Annotated in this window: 15 protein-coding genes; 9 read left to right on the forward strand and 6 right to left on the reverse strand. The window is 41.2% G+C overall.

The window, feature by feature from the left end; translation table 11 throughout:
- Window positions 1-55: 55 nt before the first annotated feature.
- The 5 genes from QE357_RS22220 to QE357_RS22240 all read left to right on the forward strand — a co-directional run bounded on the left by QE357_RS22220 (window position 56) and on the right by QE357_RS22240 (window position 6,533).
- Complete coding sequence (locus tag QE357_RS22220) at window positions 56-439, forward strand: hypothetical protein (protein WP_309712617.1); 384 nt, start codon at window positions 56-58, stop codon at window positions 437-439.
- Window positions 440-479: 40 nt separating this feature from the next.
- The gene (locus QE357_RS22225; protein WP_309712623.1) at window positions 480-2,918 is read left to right on the forward strand and encodes an outer membrane beta-barrel protein; all 2,439 of its coding nucleotides are present in this window, start codon (window positions 480-482) and stop codon (window positions 2,916-2,918) included.
- Window positions 2,919-3,444: 526 nt separating this feature from the next.
- Complete coding sequence (locus QE357_RS22230) at window positions 3,445-5,196, forward strand: hypothetical protein (RefSeq protein WP_309712627.1); 1,752 nt, start codon at window positions 3,445-3,447, stop codon at window positions 5,194-5,196.
- A 9-nt stretch (window positions 5,197-5,205) separates the two neighbouring features.
- On the forward strand, window positions 5,206-5,601 hold the full coding sequence (locus QE357_RS22235) for a hypothetical protein (RefSeq protein ID WP_309712634.1): 396 nt from the start codon (window positions 5,206-5,208) through the stop codon (window positions 5,599-5,601).
- 167 nt (window positions 5,602-5,768) lie between these two features.
- A complete protein-coding gene (locus QE357_RS22240; RefSeq protein WP_309712636.1) occupies window positions 5,769-6,533 on the forward strand; it encodes a helix-turn-helix domain-containing protein in 765 nt (254 codons plus the stop codon).
- 201 nt (window positions 6,534-6,734) lie between these two features.
- On the opposite strand, the gene QE357_RS22245 is transcribed toward QE357_RS22240, so the two are convergent.
- Window positions 6,735-7,109, reverse strand: a complete 375-nt coding sequence (locus QE357_RS22245) for a VOC family protein (protein WP_307143951.1) — start codon at window positions 7,107-7,109, stop codon at window positions 6,735-6,737.
- Window positions 7,110-8,072: 963 nt separating this feature from the next.
- Between QE357_RS22245 and QE357_RS22250 the strand changes: the two genes are divergently transcribed.
- Window positions 8,073-9,191, forward strand: coding sequence for a DUF4932 domain-containing protein (locus QE357_RS22250; protein WP_309712641.1), 1,119 nt, complete (start codon window positions 8,073-8,075; stop codon window positions 9,189-9,191).
- 82 nt (window positions 9,192-9,273) lie between these two features.
- On the opposite strand, the gene QE357_RS22255 is transcribed toward QE357_RS22250, so the two are convergent.
- The gene (locus tag QE357_RS22255; RefSeq protein ID WP_309712644.1) at window positions 9,274-9,996 is read right to left on the reverse strand and encodes a LytTR family DNA-binding domain-containing protein; all 723 of its coding nucleotides are present in this window, start codon (window positions 9,994-9,996) and stop codon (window positions 9,274-9,276) included.
- Complete coding sequence (locus QE357_RS22260) at window positions 9,968-11,470, reverse strand: histidine kinase (RefSeq protein WP_309712648.1); 1,503 nt, start codon at window positions 11,468-11,470, stop codon at window positions 9,968-9,970. Before QE357_RS22260 ends, QE357_RS22255 begins: the two co-directional genes overlap by 29 nt.
- A 196-nt stretch (window positions 11,471-11,666) precedes the next feature.
- On the opposite strand from QE357_RS22260, the gene QE357_RS22265 reads away from it, so the two are divergent.
- From QE357_RS22265 to QE357_RS22275, 3 genes are read left to right on the forward strand one after another with little or no spacing between them, the layout of a single operon-like run.
- Complete coding sequence (locus QE357_RS22265) at window positions 11,667-12,566, forward strand: ABC transporter ATP-binding protein (protein WP_309712651.1); 900 nt, start codon at window positions 11,667-11,669, stop codon at window positions 12,564-12,566.
- Window positions 12,563-16,114: a M1 family aminopeptidase gene (locus QE357_RS22270; protein ID WP_309712655.1), complete on the forward strand. Its 3,552-nt coding sequence runs from the start codon at window positions 12,563-12,565 to the stop codon at window positions 16,112-16,114. The genes QE357_RS22265 and QE357_RS22270 overlap by 4 nt, the downstream gene beginning before the upstream one ends.
- The gene (locus tag QE357_RS22275) at window positions 16,111-16,329 is read left to right on the forward strand and encodes a hypothetical protein (protein ID WP_309712657.1); all 219 of its coding nucleotides are present in this window, start codon (window positions 16,111-16,113) and stop codon (window positions 16,327-16,329) included. Before QE357_RS22270 ends, QE357_RS22275 begins: the two co-directional genes overlap by 4 nt.
- 270 nt (window positions 16,330-16,599) lie before the next feature.
- Here the strand turns inward: QE357_RS22275 and QE357_RS22280 are convergent, their stop codons facing one another.
- The 3 genes from QE357_RS22280 to QE357_RS22290 form a co-directional block, all read right to left on the reverse strand.
- Window positions 16,600-17,511, reverse strand: coding sequence for a helix-turn-helix domain-containing protein (locus QE357_RS22280; protein WP_309712660.1), 912 nt, complete (start codon window positions 17,509-17,511; stop codon window positions 16,600-16,602).
- A gap of 44 nt (window positions 17,512-17,555) precedes the next feature.
- Entirely contained in the window at window positions 17,556-18,389 is an 834-nt protein-coding gene (locus tag QE357_RS22285) for an SDR family NAD(P)-dependent oxidoreductase (protein WP_309712662.1), read from the reverse strand.
- 214 nt (window positions 18,390-18,603) lie between these two features.
- Window positions 18,604-19,647, reverse strand: a complete 1,044-nt coding sequence (locus QE357_RS22290; protein ID WP_309712665.1) for a T9SS type A sorting domain-containing protein — start codon at window positions 19,645-19,647, stop codon at window positions 18,604-18,606.
- Window positions 19,648-19,902 lie beyond the last annotated feature (255 nt).

Here is a 19,902-nt window from a genome sequence, read left to right on the forward strand (position 1 = left end):
AACCATTGTTCTTTTCAAACCGCCTCACCTTTGTATCGAACAAAATTCCAAAAAGATGAAGAAAACAATCTTATCGGCGGTGCTCATTTTCTTTTCCGCTATCAGTTTTGCCCAACATACCAGATCCAGCCAAACTTCTACCGTAAGTACGTCAGTTAGTGTCAGCAACAGCGATCACAAGTATACGCTGCGGGCAGATTTTGACAACGGTGCTGAAGAACCCATCAGGAAGTTGATTATGGATCGGTTAGGCAACCCTAGCCCGCTTTCAGCCACGGGTAGAAGTACCTGGAAGCTGGAAGAGGTCTATATCATTACCTTGCAAGACAACCGAATTTCCATGGAACTAGATAAGGGAAAGGCCACAGGGTCTTTAACTCAATCTTTTGTGAAACTCGGAAAAGAGATACAGCAGGCGATCAGTCAGGCGGGGCAATAAAAAAGCAAATCGATACAATTTAACACGCTAAACGCCTAACATGAAACCCAAAATCACTGTCTCGTTGATGGCCTGGCTCGTGGTGTCCTTATTCGTTACCGCCCGTGCACAAGATCAACTTTCATTGAAGGGGCAAGTACTCAACCCCGAGCAAAAGCCACTGGCAGGGGCTACGGTACGCCTGCGTTTGGCAACAGATTCTGTATTTAATCACGTTATGAGTACTGATACCGCCGGGAAATTTCATTTTGATCACCTGAAAAAGGGGCTCTATCAAATTCAGGCGACGATGATCGGCTATCAAATGTACCAGGTGACCCTGACACCGGATGACAAGGGCCAGCAGACTTTTTTACTTTTGCAACCCGCTGAAGTAACCTTGAATGAGGTAAAGGTCACTACCCGGAAGCCACTAATTGAGCAAAGGATCGACCGGGTTATTGTTAACGTTGATGCTATGGCAAGCAACGCCGGAGGAACAGTTTTAGAAGCTCTGGAAAAAGCACCGGGTGTTGTATTGGATCAAAACGGCAGCGTCAGCCTGAAAGGGAAGTATGCCACCATATTTATCGATGACAAGCCGACGTATCTTGCCGGCGTAGAACTGGAAAATTATCTTCGCTCGCTCCCATCCTCCGCAATTGACCAAATAGAGCTGATGACTAACCCGCCAGCCAGATACGACGCTGCGGGTAATGGCGGCATTATCAATATCCGTACCAAAAAGAATAAAGTCATCGGGATCAACGGCGGCCTGAATCTGAGTTATATTCAAGGCAGGTACACCCGAACCAATAACAGTGCGAACATTAATTACCGTAGAAACAAGCTCAACGTTTTTGCCAATGCCACCTTCAGTGTCGCCAATAGTTATAGCGATATGGATTTTTACCGGCATTTCATGAACACCAGTGGAGAGCCTGTATCTGATTTCTTTCAGAATTCTTACACCCGTCGCACGGGTCAAAGCTACGGTACTCAACTAGGTGCTGATTACTATGTATCCGACCGAACTACGCTGGGTGTGAATTTCACCGGATTGTACAGACCCTCGGGTCAGCAGGTTCCGGTAGTCAGTCGATTCACAAATCCGCAGGGACGCCTTGATTCTACCGTGCTGGCCAATAATAATCAGAAAGCTCTTTTTAAAAATGCAGGAATTAATTTCAATTACAGGCATACGTACGGGCAAGAAGGGAGACAGTGGACCGTGGATCTGGATTATATAAGGTATACCAGCACGACCGACCAGTCGTTCGATAACTATACTTACAACCCTGATGGAGCCCTGATCAATACCTATTTGCTGAATGGCAGCTTACCTTCAGCTATCCATATTTATTCTGCCAAGACGGATTATACGCATCCCTTAAGCAATGGGCTGGAACTGTCAGCGGGTTTAAAAAGCAGTTACACCTATACTGACAACGTTGCTGATTATTTTTATACGTCCAATCAGGTTACTGCTCCTGATTACGATAAAATCAATCACTTTCGGTATCATGAGAACATTAATGCAGGATATGTCAACGCTAGTAAAGAGTTCAAAAGATTCTCTTTCCAGACGGGCCTGCGTTTAGAGAATACATTTTCCAACGGTCATCAGTTAGGGAATGTGCAACGGCCAGATTCAACATTTAAGCGTAATTATACCAGCCTTTTTCCTACCCTGTACGTCCAGTATAAGTTGGATAGTTCCGACATCCATCAAGTAGGATTAAATTATGGAAGAAGAATTGAGCGGCCTTATTATCAGGATCTGAACCCTTTTCTCTCCCCGTTAGACAAGTTCACCTATTATACGGGCAATCCCTTTTTGAGACCAGCTTTTACGAATACGGTTGAATTGTCCCATACCTTTAAAAATCGGATTACCACTACTTTGTCCTATACCCTCAACCGTAACCAGATCAATGAAACGATAGAAATCAATAACGGAACGTACTTCAGTCGGCCCGGCAATGTAGGTCGCTCAACCGTTAAATCTATTTCTGTGGATGGTAATTTTGATCCATTCTCCTGGTTGAATCTGCATCTGTATGGCGAGGTGACGAACATCCATACCGTTAGTGACTTCTATACCGGACCGTTAAACACGAAAGGAACTTTTTATTATCTGAAACCCATCCTTACTTTCAAGATGGGTAAAGACTGGAGCCTGCAGGCCGATGGGTACTACCAGAGCCGTATCACGAACGTACAGTTTATAGCGGGCGTTCAAAAGCGGGTCAATCTGTCGGTAGTCAAAAAGCTGTCACCCAGTGCGACGATTAAATTAGTTATCAATGATGCCCTGCATTCGTACGTAAACAGCGGCATTATCAATAATTTGGCGTTGACCCGAGCCTACTACCGCAATGTAGCAGACACACGCACCGCATTATTGAGCTTCAGTTATCGGTTTGGAAAGGCAATCTCCGGTCAGCGAAAACATGAGACGAACGGTGCGGAAAGTGAACAAAACCGGGTGAAAAATTAGAAGTAAGGTTGAGCGAGTTAATCAATTGCAGAAAATCCAAGAGGTCTATTTTTATAAACGAACGTTCCTATAAGCTACGTCTCAAAGTGTTATCCTGAGAATGGGGCGAAGGTAACTTACATTCTTCAAAGGTCAAAAATAACTAAGCTATATATAATTATATATAGCTTAGTTATTTTTGACCTTTAGATTAATATACAAAGTTTTTAGTATGGACCATTCAATTATATAGTAATATCGTCAGCATAGATTAATTATCATTAATAATAAACCCCCTAACTGAACCAAACATGCTTTAGATTTTTAAGCCACACAAAGGGTGTTATTAGAGAAAATTTCATGATAGGATATGTATTAACTAGTTTTATTAATCATATTTTAAATTTATATTAAAAGTTAATATCGTATACTTATATACGTAAGTCTTATAATTGGCCATCTTCGTCTATATATTATAGGTATATACTTAGATATAGATGTATAATTGTATTGCTTATAACTCAGTAAGCCTACTCTAAACCATATTATGAAGTATCCATTTCTAAGATCATTTTACTTACTTATTATTTTCTTAATTTTCCTTTCAACCTCTTTCCTCTCATGTAAATCAAGTTTACCTTTCAAAGAGATTACTAGTACTGCTATCCAAGATTTTACGATAGCTAAAGCAAAAGAGTTGTATGAAAGCAAGTTTGTTGGGGCTAGGGTTTCTCAAACTAAAGATAAATTTGGGGTTCCTATTTGGAAATTTGCCCAGGAAAATAAATATGCAGATGGTCGAACCTATGTACAAGTTCCATTGGAATATCAGCAACTTCTACTAGGAGCGATTCCATTAACTGATGATACAACAGGATTAAGTAAAAAATCACATCCAGTTATAGCTCCACCTCGCTATCTAATTATATATATAAATAACGATGATAAGGCTGTTTATAGGGTAATGGAATCGGTTCCTGCAAATAATGATATATATACAAAAGGAAAACTGTTTTCTGGGGAAATCAGATACTACGATTTTGAAAGTAGTAAATTATTGGATGGTTATATCATGGTCAATGGTATAGAAACTAGTTTTTTTAGAACAGCTTCAGGTAGAGACTTATTAGCAAATAATGGAGGACGAACGTCAGGTTGGACTTACAAAGAATACCTTAAATGCTATTACTGGGGCCAATATGATCGTTCAGTAGATTGGGCATCCGCTCCTAATGCAGTCGGTACCAGTGTCTTAAGACCTAGAGATAGTTATTGTCTTACACGTTTTACAGGAAGTGATAATTTCGGAACAATCACTTGGTATTTTAATTTTTCAGAACCTGTATGGGTAGCTGACTATGAGAATGATGGAGGCACTTCTCCAGGGGGGCAAGGATCTGTTCCTGGTGGTGGACTTCCGCCGCTTCCGGGAGGAAATAACAATTGGCTCAATATTAAAGCTGTTTATGAAAGAAATAAAGCTTTCTTGTTAAGTCAATGTGCATCTCTAGCACGTTGGCAATCTCTCTTAAACTTTAAGGTTGCTAGACCCATAACAGATAGGATTTGGGCTAAGAAAAATACTACTCCTTGGGGATATAATTTGATTCCATATAGCCATTATGCGACTCAAGATATTGAAAATGCTGCTGGAGCGGTAGTAAATCTTGATTTTTTCTCCGTAAGAATTGGAGCTTTACCTAATGGGGTCTCAACACCAGAGCAATTATTGAATCATATTCGAACGAATATTAATAGTTTTACTTCGAATAACTTTAACCCATACGATCAAACAGAAGCTGCTATTTGGAATTCGTCAAATCCTACGGGAGCAATAATTAGCATTCAACTTGCTACCTTGTATAATAATCCTTATGAAACTGGATCTGTAGTTGTAAGCGATTATTCATCTAGCCATTGGACTTTTACTGCTATGACTACTCCTTATGATTCAGAACATCCGGTAAGTGGGAATAGACAATTTGGCTTTTATACTAATCCCGATGGAAGTTATACATTTTATACAAGTGGAGTTGATCGTTTGACAGGCCATATCGAAGAATCTATTCAAACGGTAGGAAATGCATTTAACTCGCTAAGTGCGTATGGTTTCCCTATCCCTTTTACGCAAGCAGATCATTTATGGGAATATTTTCAGAAAAGCTTAGCTGATTACGTAAATGCACATGGAGGGAATGCTACAAGAAATACTCCAGAAAAAAAACGCCCTAATTGGCAAGATGCAGTAAACGCATTTAATACCGATGATCCTGGGCGTATAGGATGTAATAATCAATGATTTTAAATAATGATGTATCTTATAAAAAGAAATTTACTGGTCTATCTACTAACTTGCTTGACAGGCTCAATTGTACTTGGACCTGTATTCGCAATAGTTAATAGCACTCCTTTGAATATTGGTGAAAGTGTAGTTTTAGCTATGATGACATTAGCTTATGCAGTGGCATTTTTCTGGATTCCTTTGTCAATTTTAGCGATCTATAATTTAATAGTTATAAAACTCAATTTACGCTCGATTTATCAACGTGTTTTTGTTGGGGCTGCTTTGAGTCTAGTATTAACGGCACCATTTACCTATTTGGCAACTCGTCATATGCAACAGAGTTACTTATCAATTATTGTTGGATATACTGTCATAGGTGGCATTATGGGATATTTTCATTATAAGAAGGTTGAGATATAATTATGCATTAATTATATCTATTTTCTATGAATTATAATTTATTTTCCTATGATTCGTTATTGTAATTCCATAAGACTGTACATCTAAATATTCTTCAAAGGTTCTCGTTTGTAAAAGCTTATAAGAATGTTATCGTTGTACTATGAAATGTATGACCACTGGAGCTCATGACTGTTCATTATTCAGATCACCAACCAAGCGAGCCGCTTCAACCTTTTGTTTTTACCTTTTGGAAGACGCAGAATACTAGTGGTACGGACAGCCATTATACCATCATTCCTGATGCAGGAATCGAGTTGATTTTTTCTATTTTTCCTGAACAACCCCAGCAAATAAAGTTGTCTGGCTTATCAACTCATCTGTTAGAGATAACCATTCCTGACCAAACGGTCTTATTCGGGGTTCGGTTTAAACTACTAGCGGCGGAATACCTGCTTCGCACCAGACTATCTACAAATTCCAGCCATAAATTGCCCATGGATTTGGGACAACTGGAGCTACATGCTCATACACCACTGGCTAGTTTTGTTGAGTCCGTAAGTGCCTTGCTTTATCAACAACTCCATTCCCAAAGCATTGACCCAAGAAAACGAAAGCTTTTGGAGTTAGTGTATCAATTCAAGGGAGCTGTCTCGGTTCATGAGCTAGCCTTGGAAACGGGCTGGGCCGCTCGACAGATGAATCGATATTTCAAAGCCTGGTTTGGCCTTCCGCTCAAGGAATATCTGGAACAACTAGCCTTTTTCTCTTCCTTACCTGAGATTGGGCAAGGCCTTTTTTACCCACAAAGCTACTACTACGACCAATCTCATTTCATCAGGCAAACGAAGAAGCATACGGGAAAAACGCCTAAACAACTTTATCAGCAGCGAAAGGCCCGATTCGTCCAATTGGACAGTTCCGGTGACGAATCATTGCACTTAAAAAAGTAGAAGCGTTCGTCGTACGAAGTCTTTAATTAAAAGGGTGATTAGGCAAAACTCTCCTATGGGACTATTTTACTTGCTTGAGAGTAGGTGGTACGTGAGACAGTGACTAGGTAAGAGCCTAACCGTTCCAGGTTCGAACCTGGAACGGTTAGGCTAAGCTATTTCACTAGGGTGATTTGCTTGCAACTCCTGCAAATAGGCTGGTTAATCAAACGAGGTAGGAATAACACTGATTTCGATCATCAAACGGTCAAAATGAAAATAAAAACCAAACGTATTTCTTAGTTTCCTCGGCTCACTTTCAAAAGTCACTTCCTGGCCCTGAAGCTTCTCATAGACAGCCATGACTGATTCGCGGTCAGGTTGATAAAAACCGACATGAAAATTCTCTGGGTATTGGACTGCTTGCTCTTTATTTAATTTTGAGGACCATAAGACTAAAGCAAATGCATCGGTATTGGTTAAGACCGCAATCAGGTCTTTTCGATTATCAATGCATTTGAATCCTAGGTGATCTACAAACAAGCTGATTGCTTTGGGAATATCCGTGACGACGAGATTAATGTGATTGAGTTTCATGTGCTATCTATTTATAAAGGAGCAGCAAATTGGCCTTTTGCTGTTTTTATAAATTGGATAAATCGGACATTTTATCAATGGACTTAATCACTTGCCCTTGTAAATCTTTCGGAAGGTCAGAAAGGGAGTCCCAATGTTCCAATCACTGGAATAAAAGTTAATAGAATGAGTTGATTTCGCCGCTGCATCTTCGCCTCGCATAGCAGGTGAGTGGCTTATATAGCTGCTTGTTCGGCAACCATACCCATGAGGTAATTGATAAGATCAATGCTTTAGGGTTGAGCGAATAGGCATTAACCTCAAATTATATGGATAGAAACCTAATAACTATCTTACGGCATTTTACAAAGAAACATTTTAAAAAAGTTACTTTGGATGATCTGCCCAAAATAAGGTGATGAGCAATGATGTGATAACCGATAAAAAAAGATGAGTATAAAGTGCTTCGGGGCAGGAAGGGATAGGTGACATTCAAGGCCTTCAAACGGATTGCCCCCAAAGTAGAATGCCGTATCAGCTAGTAATACTTTTTTGCAAATCGTATCAGTCAGCCGCAAAAAGGGAACCGTATTTAAGAATAGACCGATTTCTTCCAGTTGTTTTCTAATAGTCCATACAGACAAAAAATGGTTGTTCGTATAGCCCTCACAGTGAGTGTTTTATCAGCAATCTGAATGCTATTTAAACCGCCATGTCGTTAAAATAATATTCCATTCTTCAAAAACGAAAAATGTTAAGCCGTCTTCATTTAGGGTAGAGCTATTGATTTTTGTGAGCGAATTTTGTAAACTCGCAGTGCCAAATGGTCTTGCATTACTTGAGCTAAACTGCTCATTTATCCTTCGGTTTTCCATTCATTAGCTATGCGTTTTTGCTGCATAATTCGCTAGTTTACTAACCTGTAGTTCACCATTTTTACTAAAGACCTTTGCATAAGTAAAAACAATAAACCTATTTAAAATAATGAAGAAAAGCTTCTTGTTGATACTGTTTACATTAACTTCTATTCTTTCACAAGCACAATATAAAGTCGATTTTACAGAAAAGTTTAAAAAAGAAAATCAGGGAAAATATAAAATCGAAATCAATGAAGTAAAGGAACTGGTCCATATAATGATCGCAATTACCAAATCAGGTATAGAAAATGACGATATGGTAGAACAGAAAGGAAAATATTATCAAGATGTTATCACTCATTTTAAGCCTTATGAAAATGAACAGATCATCAAAATAGTTGATTCCCTTCTAGTTGCTTCTATTTATAATTATATTTTCCTTACAGGTAACGGAATTTCCTATGATTTCAAAGGAAACAAACTGGTTAAAAATAAAATATTCGATTTTCCGGCGACCACTATTTCAAAAAATACAATCAAAGAAAATCCGATCACTACTTACAAAACAGCAATTGAAGACTTCGCCAAGAAATCGAAGTTCAGAGAATTTTATAACAACCACAAACCCTATTATGCAGAGATTATTTCAAGCTATGAAAAAAATGCAAATCTTGGTAAACAATGGAAGTGGTTGGAGAAAAATTTTAAGACAACCCAGAACAGTTATGCCATTTTTTGCTCGCCGCTAATCAAGAGTTTGAATTATACGGGAGATTTTAAAAACAACAATTTCAAACTTATCTATATGGTTTTGCCGCCGCTTGATAAGATGGAAAAACTTTCGGAACGTGAAAATGAATTATTTAATACCAGGGTAATGTTTACCGAAATTGACCACAATTATGTAAAGGAGCCAACGCTTGCAAACCAGGAAACGATCAATCAGTATTTTAAAGACAGAAAAGAGTGGACAAATGAAGATATAGAAGGTGTTTCGGCTTATCCGAATCCTGTAAAAGTCTTTGATGAGTATATGACCTTCGGTGTTTTTGTATTGTATTGCAAAGAAAATTATGATAATAAAGATTTCCTTTCAGCTCAAGAAAGTGTTATTAGTTTAATGAAGGAAAGAGGTTTTCCTAAAATGCAGGAGTTTACCGACAAATTGTTGAAAGTCCGTTCTGAAAATCCGGGTACAAAAATTGATGATATTTATCCTGAATTTTTGAAACAGTTTCAAAAGTAAAGAGTGGCTTTTCATCAGGTGAGCTGCCTGAATTGATAAACACCAAGATTTAGCCGATACCGCAGGTTTTGTAGTAAGCTCATCAAAGCCCCTCGGTTAGTAAATGCCGGAAATTTTTTCCTATGGGTAGAGCTTTCCCATGGCTTAGATGGATCATGTTAGCCTCCAGATAATGGATAAATTTTTTGTTGATAATGAATGACTTATGAATGCGAATGAATGAGTCCTTTGGCAATTGTTCTTCAAAACTGATGAGGGTGCGGGGGGTAAGTAAAAATTTCTGAGGTCCCCAGACCTTTACATAATTCCCCAAACTTTCAAAATAAAGGACTTCATCCAAAACCACTTTCACTCGCTTCTTATCAGATTTAACGTAGATAAAGGAAGACTCTAGGGAGGGCATACCCTCATTTTTGGTCTCGGTTACGGCCATTTGCCGGCGGAAGTCTAACTGCGTTTGTGCTCGGTTTACCGCTTTAAGGAAACGATCAAATCGAAATGGTTTGAGTAAATAATCACATACTTCCAGATTGAAGCTTTCCAGAGCATAGGCTTCGTGGGCAGAAGTTATAATGATCAGTGGCGGTTGTTGTAATGTTCTAATAAAGTCCAGCCCATTAAGTTTGGGCATATGAATATCCAGAAAAACCAGGTCAACGGCCTGCGTATTGAGGAAAGTTAACGCTTCGGTAGCTAGGTAACATTGTCCAACGTTTTTGAGAAAGGGAATATCAGCTATATACCTAAGAAGTACTTCATGGGCCAGGGGTTCATCGTCAACGATTAGGCAGTTTGTAGTCAGCATTTTCTAGTTCTAGCTCAGCTTTAAAAATCGTATTTTGAATTTGGAACTCAAGATGGTGAGCGTCAGGATACAATAAATTCAGTCGCTTTTGCAGATTAATTAATCCGATGCCTGTCCCAGATTTCACTTCCGAGGAAAACGAATTTTCAGAAGTAAAATATAGTTTGCCCGAATCTATTCGCAAGGTCATATGCAATAAGCCCCTCCCGCTTGCTGGTTCAATACCGTGTTTAAAGGCATTCTCGATCAATACAATCAGCAGCAGGGGTGCAATTTTAAATGCTGGATTATCGATTACAACATTAAACTGAAGATCAAATTTGTCTTTTAGCCGAATAGACTGTAGTTGTAGGTAATCGTTTAAATATTGCACTTCATCGCCAATCTCAACGTAGGGTTCTCTGGCTTTATAGATGACATATCGCATTAGGTCTGACAGTTGTAACACTACCTCAGGAGTATGCTGTGACTGCTGTAGACTTAAAGCATATAGATTATTCAGGGTATTAAAAAAGAAATGGGGATTGAGTTGTTGCTTCAATAAGTCGAGTTCTGCCCGGGTTTTTTCTTTTTCTAGTAACACCAGCATTGCATTTTGTTTTGACCATTGCACGGCCAGTAAAACGGGCAGACTTACCAATAAAATCGTGATTGCCCCAAAGGCATTCTCCCATACAAATGCATTTCCGGAAAATATACCACCTAAACGTTTACTAAAAGGCAGCATATACAACAATTGACCCATAATCGGATAAGTAATACCCACTAGGGCTAACGCACTAAGTATATACATCAACACGCCTCTTTCTTTTAAAATCTTACCCACTAAAAGTCGACTGTTGACCAGGAAAAAGAAGTAACCGCATAGGTACATCAACATCAGTTGACCGGCGTAACTGAGAAAGGTAGGGAATCGCAAAGCCACCTTTACTAGATTGAATTCAAATCCGATTAAGAGTTGTTGTTTAGTATCATACTGCGGAAGGCCCAGACTAGATACGGCCATGGCAGAAAGCATTAACGCAATGAAGGTAATAGAAATGAATACCGATTTTTCCAGACTTAACTTCTGACCCCATACCGTAGAAAGTACCCACTTGGTCATGTAATCGTTAACGAGCAGCAGAAGGTGTAGACACAAGCTGCAAACGGCTCCGGTAAACACAATTTCCCACAACTCGGTATGGGTCTCTAACAAGAGTAGACTACCGAACGCCAGTAAGAGTAGATATAGGCCAAAATATATAATTTGATTGTGACGATGTGCCTGCTGTTTTCTTTTCCAGGGAGCTATTCTCCAGGTAACTAGCAGGATAGGGAGATGCGAAATAAAGAGGATAAAGGCACTCCTAGAATAGGTCACCCAGCTGCCGCCCTCATCAAGGGCTCTGATGATTGCAATCCATTGCAACAGACCGAGATACAGGCAAAAGTCTAGTTTACTAGGATAGCCTTTGATTTTTTGAATGCTCATAGAGCTTCAAAAAAAGGCTGATTTTCCAGTGTACCAAATTAGAATGATGAAAGTGTTTTTTTTAATGACGTACGTCAACAAATGCGTTTATCCTCATTCTATGGAACTTTAAATGGAAAAGTGACGCCCTGATCATCTGTTTTTGCCGGATCATTTCCATAGGCCCATCTTGAATCGAAAATCAAACGCTAATGCAATGGAAAGGCTTGAAATCGCAGGAGTAACCAAAACGTATCCGAATGGAGTGACCGCCTTGGACAACATTTCTCTAACCATCGGTAATGGGATGTTCGGCTTGCTGGGACCTAATGGTGCCGGAAAATCTTCGCTCATGAAGATAGTAGCCACTTTACTTGAACCTGACAGTGGAAAAGTAATCTTCGATGGAACAGATATTGGCAAAAACTCACTTTTTCTCCGCAGCCAGCTTGGCTATTTGCCTCAGAATTTTGGGGTGTATCCCACCATTTCCGCCGTCTCACTGCTGGATCACCTGGCAGTGCTCAAAGGAATTTCCCATAAAAATGACCGGAAGCAACAAATCGACGCGTTATTGCAACAAACTAACTTATACAAAAATCGACATCAGGCGGTAAGCACCTTTTCAGGGGGTATGCGACAAAGGTTTGGTATTGCACAGGCGTTGCTGGGAAACCCGCAACTACTGATTGTTGATGAACCTACGGCTGGACTTGATCCGCTGGAACGTAACCGGTTTCATGACATGCTTAGTGAGATTGGAGAACGAATCGTCGTAATATTATCCACGCACATTGTTGAAGACGTACATGATTTGTGTCCCGAAATGGCCGTACTCGTCGGCGGTAAATTGATTCTAAAAGGTAAACCCTCTACTTTAGTCGAAAAGCTGAAGGGTAGGGTTTGGCAGAAAAACGTTAGCAAAGAGGAACTACCTAGCCTGCAAGCGTACCATCAGGTAATTTCCACGCGGTTTGTCAGTGGTCGTACGCAAATACACATTCTTTCCGACACGAAGCCAGCTATTGATTTTAAGCCTGTTGAACCCGGATTGGAAGACGTATATTTTTCTACGTTATTCAGCTTTCAGGGGCTGGGAAAGGTAGTGCCAGCATGATGAGGTCTTTACTTCTTTTCGAACTAAGCTATTATTTCAAGCAAAGAGTTTTTCAGGCTTCAGCAATCCTGTTTTTCGGTCTGGGGTTTTTGATGACTTACGGTCGATTTGGTGGGCCAGAGGTGTACAAAAACGGACCGTATGTGATTAACTTCATCGTTTGCCTGTTATCCATTTTTTTGATTTTTGTCAGTGCCTTGCTTTGTTCTAATGCGGTGCTAAGGGATAAATCTTATCAAATGGAGGCACTGATTTATTCAACAGGTATCAGTAAGCCTATGTATTTGGGTATCAAGCTTACGGGTTTATTACTTTCCGTTTGTCTGATCATCCTTCTCACGGTAGTGGGTATTATGATTGGTCCTGTAGGGCAGTCGTCAGCTCCCCAAGGCAGCTTTCAAATGATCTATTATGTACAATCATTAGTATTTTTTGGCCTGCCTAATGCCTTCTATTGTAGTTGCTTCCTGTTTGCAGCGGCGATTTGGAAGCAGAAGGCCAGCATTGTTTATGTGACTGGAGGGGGGCTTTTCATCTTTTATTTTGCAGCCTCCATTGTAGGGAATTCTCCGTTAATGGCTACCTCGGCCCTTAAAACCGGTGGTACAGGGCTATTTTCTACGTTAGCTGACCCTTTTGGCATAGTTCCCTTTTTTGGTGAAACTAAGGTTTGGTCCGTATGGCGTCGCAATCATGAGCTATACCCATTAACGATAACCTTTTGTGCGAATCGATTATTATGGACAGTGATAGCCGTTGCTCTAGTGGGTTTTCTGTATAATCGTCATGAATTTCAAATCTATGACGATACACCAACCCACCAACCTAGCCTACGCATCGAAAGGTATAGGAAACTAGCTTACAGGAATGTAGCTACGCAACCCTTGGGGTTCTATTATTTTTTTGCAGCCTTATGCTCCCAAATACGGCTTGAGCTGAGCTTTCTATTCCGGAAACAGCAGTTTCTGGTTCTGGCCGCCTTGTGGATCTTTGTGTATAGCGTAGAATTAAAGGAAAATCTATTCCACGGGCCGTATAATATTCGTTTCTATGTCACTACGGCTTTAGTACTAGAACAGTTGCTACCGGTACGTCTAGCACTTTTACTATTAATTTTTTATGCGTCAGAACTCATATACCGGGAGCAGGACACGAGAATGCAGGCCATCGTTATGTCCACGCCTGCCCCTAAATCACTATTTTTTCTGTCAAAAATCGCTGCTTTGTCCACCGTCATTGCCATAGTCATCAGCTTGAATATTTTAATTGGTGCAGGGTGGCAATGGTTTACAGGGGGCGAACCCATTACTTGGGTAGCTTATCTATCCCTGTATTATTACAGCGGCTATCAACTGTTACTTTTTGCTTTTTTAATCCTGTGTATCCAGACCTTTATTTCAAACAAATACCTGGGAATGCTCTTAAGCGTGGTGGTCGTAGGAGGCAGTGTCTTTGGTAAGACGTTAGGGATCGATTCATATCTACTTCGGTTCGGTTCGGCACCCGAGTTAACGTACTCCGCCATTAATGGCTACGGGCATTATACTAAAGCCTATGATCTGTACATGCTATTTTGGACGCTTGCTGCGGGTTTGCTGGGTCTGTTTACCATAAGTTGGTGGCCAACCGGCAGGCAAGATACCTGGTGGAAAAGAATAAAAGAGGGAGTAAGGCAATGGAGTGCTGGGTTACGAGTAGTAGCTTGTTTGGGTTTGTTACTCATGATTAGCACGGGGCTGTACATCGTTCAAAAAAGCCCAGGGATTGTTTTAGGTGCGGGTCGTGCAAAAGATATTCTCTGGCAAAAGCAGTACGAACAAAAATACAAACCAGAGGCCGGGGGGCAACAACCCGTCATTACAGCCATCAACATTAAAACAGACCTGTATCCAGACCAGCAGCGGTATATTGTATCGGGTACTTATATAGTAAGGAATGAATCCGATTCTTCCCTATCAAGTCTCTGGTTTGGCGTTGATCCCTCGGTAACGAACCTAAAACTTTGGGTTGCGGGAGCCATACAAACCAAGGCTGACAAAGATTTTGGTCAGTTTTTTTATCAATTGAAGCAACCTTTGAGGCCAAATCAGCAATGGGCGATCAGATTTTCGATGGAAGTAAACCGCTCTGGATACCATTTGTTTGATAGTGAAAATGCAGTAGTAAGCAACGGGAGCTACATTGAACTGGAAAAGTTTCTGCCGTTTTTAGGTTATAACGATAGGCTAGAACTAAAGAATTCGCAGGACAGAAAACGCAATGGATTGTTGCCTAGAACGGTAAACTCTAAAAATGATAAGTGCTATCATTTAATTCAGTTGGACCATACCGTTTCAACAAATGCAGACCAACAGGTGGTAACGGTCGGAACCCTGCAAAAATCCTGGCAAAAAGGACAGCGGCGGTATTTCCATTATAAAACCGAGCAACCGATACAGCCCATGTTTGCCCTCAGCAGCATGAAATATGACGTATGGACGCAGACGCAGAACGGAATTACCTTTCGGATTTATTACCACCCTGGACAGACCCAGAACCTGCAGGCCATGATGCAAGCCATGCAAGAGGCCATGAAATACGGAGGTAAGCAATTCAGCAAGTATCCGCTCAAACAGATCACGTTGGCTGAGATTCCGGTCTACCGCGACGGTGCCGCTACTGCTTACCCAGGCGTTGTTTTTAGCCAAGAAAAGTACAACTTCCTCGTTGATGCCAGAGACACCTCTCGCCTGAATATTTCTTATGCAACTACTGCTCACGAAACAGCACATCAATGGTGGGGCTATACCATTCGTCCGCAAACTGGTGCAGGGGATGCCTTTTTAACCGAATCGCTTGCAAAATATACGGAGGCAGTGGTGGTGGAAAAAAGCGTGGGCAAATGGAAATTAAGCCAATACCTGCACTTTGATAATGAACTGTATTTTAGTTTAAGAAACGGGTCGGGTGAACCAGAGCTACCCTTGAATCGAAGCTGGGAGCAGTCCTATGTCCATTACCAGAAAGGTGGATTGGCCATGTATTCGCTTCGGGAAAGGTTAAGTGAAAGGTGGGTAAATAGTGCCCTGAGAAGGCTTATTGCTAAACATACGCCTCCGAATGTTAAACCCTTACCTGAGGACTTGAGCAGTGAGTTAAAATGGAAAGCGACTCCTTCGCAGCGAACGCTAATTGAGGAGCAGCTTGAAAAAGTGGTGATTTACGATAATCGCATTCAGATCCACTCATTGACCCCCTTAACTGGAGGCAGGTTCAGGGTACGTTTGCTGGTTACTGTTCATAAAACAGACGAATCTCAATCCATACCCAAGCCCCTTCCCGCCAATGATTGGGTGGATATAGCCATCTTTGGAAGGCAACAGGGTGAATGGGATTCGAATACTAAACCTATCTATTTCCAAAAGCTCCGTGTGGTTAAACCTCAAACGGTAGTTGAAATAACGTTAAATCAAGAGCCTAAAGCAGTAACATTGGACCCCTTGGGCTACCTATTGGATACTAATCAAGAAAATAATACCGCTGTTTTTAGTAGCAGTGATTACAAATGATTGATAAGAAAGCATTCCTATTAATCCCCGCTGGGGTTGTTGTGACAAGAGGACCAACAACCCCAGCGGCGGTTAATAGGGGTAGCTCCGGTCTGGATGGCCCCCGGCTGGATGGCCCCCGGCTGGATGGCCCCCGGCTGGATGGCCCCCGGCTGGATGGCCCCCGGCTGGATAGACCCCGGCTGGATAGACCCCGGCTGGATAGACCCGGATGAAATCCGGGGACAAGGTTAGTAGGTAAGGCCATTTCATAGTCATCATCAGCGTCTGTCATTCAGAGCGAAGCGAAGAATCTTATGACCTTTTCACGCTTATTGGTTCATGTGGTAACTTTGCTAAACCCGCCCCATTTCTACAGAAGATCTCTCCCTTCGTTCGAGATGACAGATGAGGAGTTTAAACTAAATCCTGAATTTACTGATGCAAGATTCCAGACTTCCCATCGGAAACAGTGCTATAGTCTTTCCTTGATTTTTCAATAAAAATTATTTCCTATTTAGTTTTCTTCGGTATTCCAAGGGAGTTGAAGCTACCTTGGTCTTGAATAATTTATGAAATGACTGGGGGTACTCAAATCCCAACCTATAGGCCACTTCTCCAACACTTAGGTCAGAAAAAGCCAGTAGTTCTTTAGCATTCTCAATCAGTTTATACTGGATATGTTCCTGGGCACTTAAGCCCGTCGAACTTCGTAGCATATCACTTAAGTAATTACGGGAAAGGTTCAATTGATCGGCAAAAAAAGAAACACTGGGTATCCCCTCATGCTCTGCTTTGTTTTCCTTGAAGTAATTGTCAAGTAATTGCTCAAAAACAGCCAACAGATCACCACCCGCCTGGCGACGGGTTAAAAACTGGCGATGATAAAAACGGTAACAATAGCTGAGCAATAACTCTAGTTGCTGAATGATGATGGCTTGGGAAAATCGATCAATTGCGGCGGTACTTTCCTGATCAATTCCTTTCATTAACTGATACACTGTTTCTTCTTCTTGCAATGAGAGATGTAAAGCTTCGGTTAGGGCATAGGAAAAGTAGCCGTATTCCCGAATTTTAGTAGCTAAAGCAAACCCCTTTATAAAGTCGGGGTGTATCACTAACCAGGTTCCCGTTAGCTCCCAATCATCCCTAATCTCGGTAATGACTACCTGATTAGGAGCAAAAAAGCTCATCACGCCTTCATCGAAGTCGAAATGCTGCTGGCCGTAACGCATCTTGCCTTTGAAATTTTTCTTTAGAGCGATGCCATAAAAAGCATATCTGACGGCCTCCAACTTTTCATCATCAAAGCATTGAATGGTGGCAAAGTCGATCACACTCACCAGGGGATGCCTGGGCTTGGGTAATTGCAAGAGTTCATGCAATTCACGAATAGACGAAATGGCATACGGTTTCATCGCTAACTATGCTAAAAAAGGCTACCTGTGCCTTCCTATTAAAGTTAATCAAAGTTTGTGGACAGGGTAATCTCTTTCCAATGCTCCCATTCGGCCTCCTCCTGTCTTCGCTTCTGCGTGACCAGCTCGTAGGTATCCGGGCCCAGCAACAGGTGAAGCGGGGGGTGCTCTAATTGCGTTAGTTGTAATAAAATCTTCACTAATTTCTCGGGGTCTCCTGCCTGCTTGCCACTGAATTGGGACCAGAGGTGCTCTGCCTCATCTACTCCATAGACGTCAATTCTATTTTTAACGTAATGAATAGAATTCATGAACTCCGTTCTGAACTGTCCGGGGGCTACTACCGTCACCTTGATCCCGAAATCCTTTACTTCCTGAGCAAGAGCTTCTGAAAGGCCAATCACTCCAAATTTTGCCGCGTTATAACTGGCCGCTTTTTCAAAACCTACATAGCCCGCATTAGAAGAAATATTAATGATGTGACCGGATTGCTGTCTGCGTAAGTAGGGCATTACCTGCCTGATGATGTTTACGGTGCCAAACAGGTTGACATCCATGGTTTGCCTAAATTCCTCATCACTCATTTCCTCCATGCTACCTACTAAACTATAGCCTGCGTTATTAACCACCACGTCTATACGTCCAAATGTTTCCACAGCCTTTTGAATGCATTTTTTTACTTCCAGGTCTGAAGTAATATCCAGGGCCATCGGATAAAGGTTTGCTCGGTGAGTAGTGATTTCCCTCTCTAGCATAGAGACGTTACGACTGGTAGCAATGACGGTATGGCCTAGAGAGAGCAAAAGTTTGGTTAGGTGAAGACCCATCCCTTTGGAGGTTCCCGTAATTAGCCATACTTTTTGATGTTCCGTGTTCATGGTTGTTGCTTTTTATGATTGCAAAGCTACCCAACCCTGGCAGGGGGCTTGTATCCTAATCACGGAAAGAAGTATTCAAATTACTGATTCGAAGGTCGGTGTAGTAAGGGCACTCCTGCTGTCATCTTAAATGAAGTGAAAGAATATCAAAAGAGCGATTCTCCACGCGGGAAAATCGCTCTTTTGATAATGTATAAGCAATGTTAGGTACGCATTAAGGTAAGGCTACTTTAACCGCTTGGGTTTTGCTTGGGTTTTCCAAGCGAATCAGATATAAACCTGAGCTTAAAGCGGATGTCTGGAATTCGATCGGATTTTGTCCCTTTTCTAATTCTACCTGCTTCGTACTTAAGGTACGACCTGATAAATCAACAAGGCTTACCTGGGCAGATTTAGCTAGTTGCTCATCTCCGTAGCTAACAATGGCACGAACGTTACGGTCAGTTAAAGTTGACGCCACCAGGTTAATACCCTGATATCCCTCCAATTGTACGGAACGAATAGAGCTTAATTCAAACTTACCATCAAAATCCACCTGTTTCAGTCGGTAATAGTGAATCACTGAAGGGTTAAGTCGATAATGAGTGAAGTTGTAGTTTTGTTTTTGGGAAGTAGTGCCTTTGCCTTCTACTTTTCCTACAGTCTCAAAGCTCTTGCCATTAGTAGAGTGCTGTATCTCAAAAAACGCATTGTTTCTTTCCTGGGCGGTACTCCAGCTTAATTCAACGTTTTGGTTCTGGCCTTTAGCCGTGAATCCAGCCAATGAAACCGGTGTAGCCGTTGCCACGCGGATAGATGTAGAAGAAACGTCATTTGCAGTAGAATTACCATCGGGGGCACTTCCATTCCAGAATAGATTGCCCGTAACGTCATAACGTCCTGGCCCTACTGAGTTAGGAACTTGAAAATTAACTCTGAATACCTGGCAGGTAAATGCAGGCATAGCCGTTAACGCTTGTAAGCGAATTTGATTGGCCGTTGGCTGGCCAACAATGGAATAGGTTGTTAGAGGAGAACCGTCTGAATTACTTACCCCTGTAATGGTAGCTGAATTGGCGGCTAATGTTAACTGAGGTTGTACTCGGTTGGCCGCAAGTGTACTGCCCGCAATGGGATTACAAATATTCATCTCAATGTACCCTGCTGAGCCTTGAGGATAAGATAGAGCGTCAGCAGATATGTCAAGATTAATATCCTGAGCCTGGAGGTGAAAACCAGCCAAAACAAAGCCTAACAAAGGAAGATAGATTTTTTTCATATAATGTAATTTGAATGAATGCTTAAGTCGTTTCTGGTTGAGTAGATGAATTAAGTACTATACTTAGGGCACGGCTTAAAGGTACAAACATTTCATTAAAAATATAGATGTTACTGCTGTAATAATATCAAACGTTGATTTGCTGTATTCGTCTGTTTTATAATGAAACATGCTAGGTTGCATTGAATAAGATTAACTTGAGAAGAATAAAGCCAAATCTGAATCAATAATTCAATACTTCTTTTGACAATTAGC

The organism is Siphonobacter sp. SORGH_AS_0500, assembly GCF_031453245.1.
GTDB lineage: Bacteria > Bacteroidota > Bacteroidia > Cytophagales > Spirosomataceae > Siphonobacter.

Coding starts and splice junctions, on each gene's coding strand:
- QE357_RS22250 (WP_309712641.1), top strand. CDS start 8,073: ATGAAGAAAAGCTTCTTGTTGATACTGTTTACATTAACTTCTATTCTT.
- QE357_RS22275 (WP_309712657.1), top strand. CDS start 16,111: ATGATTGATAAGAAAGCATTCCTATTAATCCCCGCTGGGGTTGTTGTG.
- QE357_RS22235 (WP_309712634.1), top strand. CDS start 5,206: ATGATGTATCTTATAAAAAGAAATTTACTGGTCTATCTACTAACTTGC.
- QE357_RS22265 (WP_309712651.1), top strand. CDS start 11,667: ATGGAAAGGCTTGAAATCGCAGGAGTAACCAAAACGTATCCGAATGGA.
- QE357_RS22270 (WP_309712655.1), top strand. CDS start 12,563: ATGATGAGGTCTTTACTTCTTTTCGAACTAAGCTATTATTTCAAGCAA.
- QE357_RS22260 (WP_309712648.1), bottom strand. CDS start 11,470: ATGAGCATTCAAAAAATCAAAGGCTATCCTAGTAAACTAGACTTTTGC.
- QE357_RS22240 (WP_309712636.1), top strand. CDS start 5,769: ATGACTGTTCATTATTCAGATCACCAACCAAGCGAGCCGCTTCAACCT.
- QE357_RS22285 (WP_309712662.1), bottom strand. CDS start 18,389: ATGAACACGGAACATCAAAAAGTATGGCTAATTACGGGAACCTCCAAA.
- QE357_RS22255 (WP_309712644.1), bottom strand. CDS start 9,996: ATGCTGACTACAAACTGCCTAATCGTTGACGATGAACCCCTGGCCCAT.
- QE357_RS22225 (WP_309712623.1), top strand. CDS start 480: ATGAAACCCAAAATCACTGTCTCGTTGATGGCCTGGCTCGTGGTGTCC.
- QE357_RS22230 (WP_309712627.1), top strand. CDS start 3,445: ATGAAGTATCCATTTCTAAGATCATTTTACTTACTTATTATTTTCTTA.
- QE357_RS22245 (WP_307143951.1), bottom strand. CDS start 7,109: ATGAAACTCAATCACATTAATCTCGTCGTCACGGATATTCCCAAAGCA.
- QE357_RS22220 (WP_309712617.1), top strand. CDS start 56: ATGAAGAAAACAATCTTATCGGCGGTGCTCATTTTCTTTTCCGCTATC.
- QE357_RS22290 (WP_309712665.1), bottom strand. CDS start 19,647: ATGAAAAAAATCTATCTTCCTTTGTTAGGCTTTGTTTTGGCTGGTTTT.
- QE357_RS22280 (WP_309712660.1), bottom strand. CDS start 17,511: ATGAAACCGTATGCCATTTCGTCTATTCGTGAATTGCATGAACTCTTG.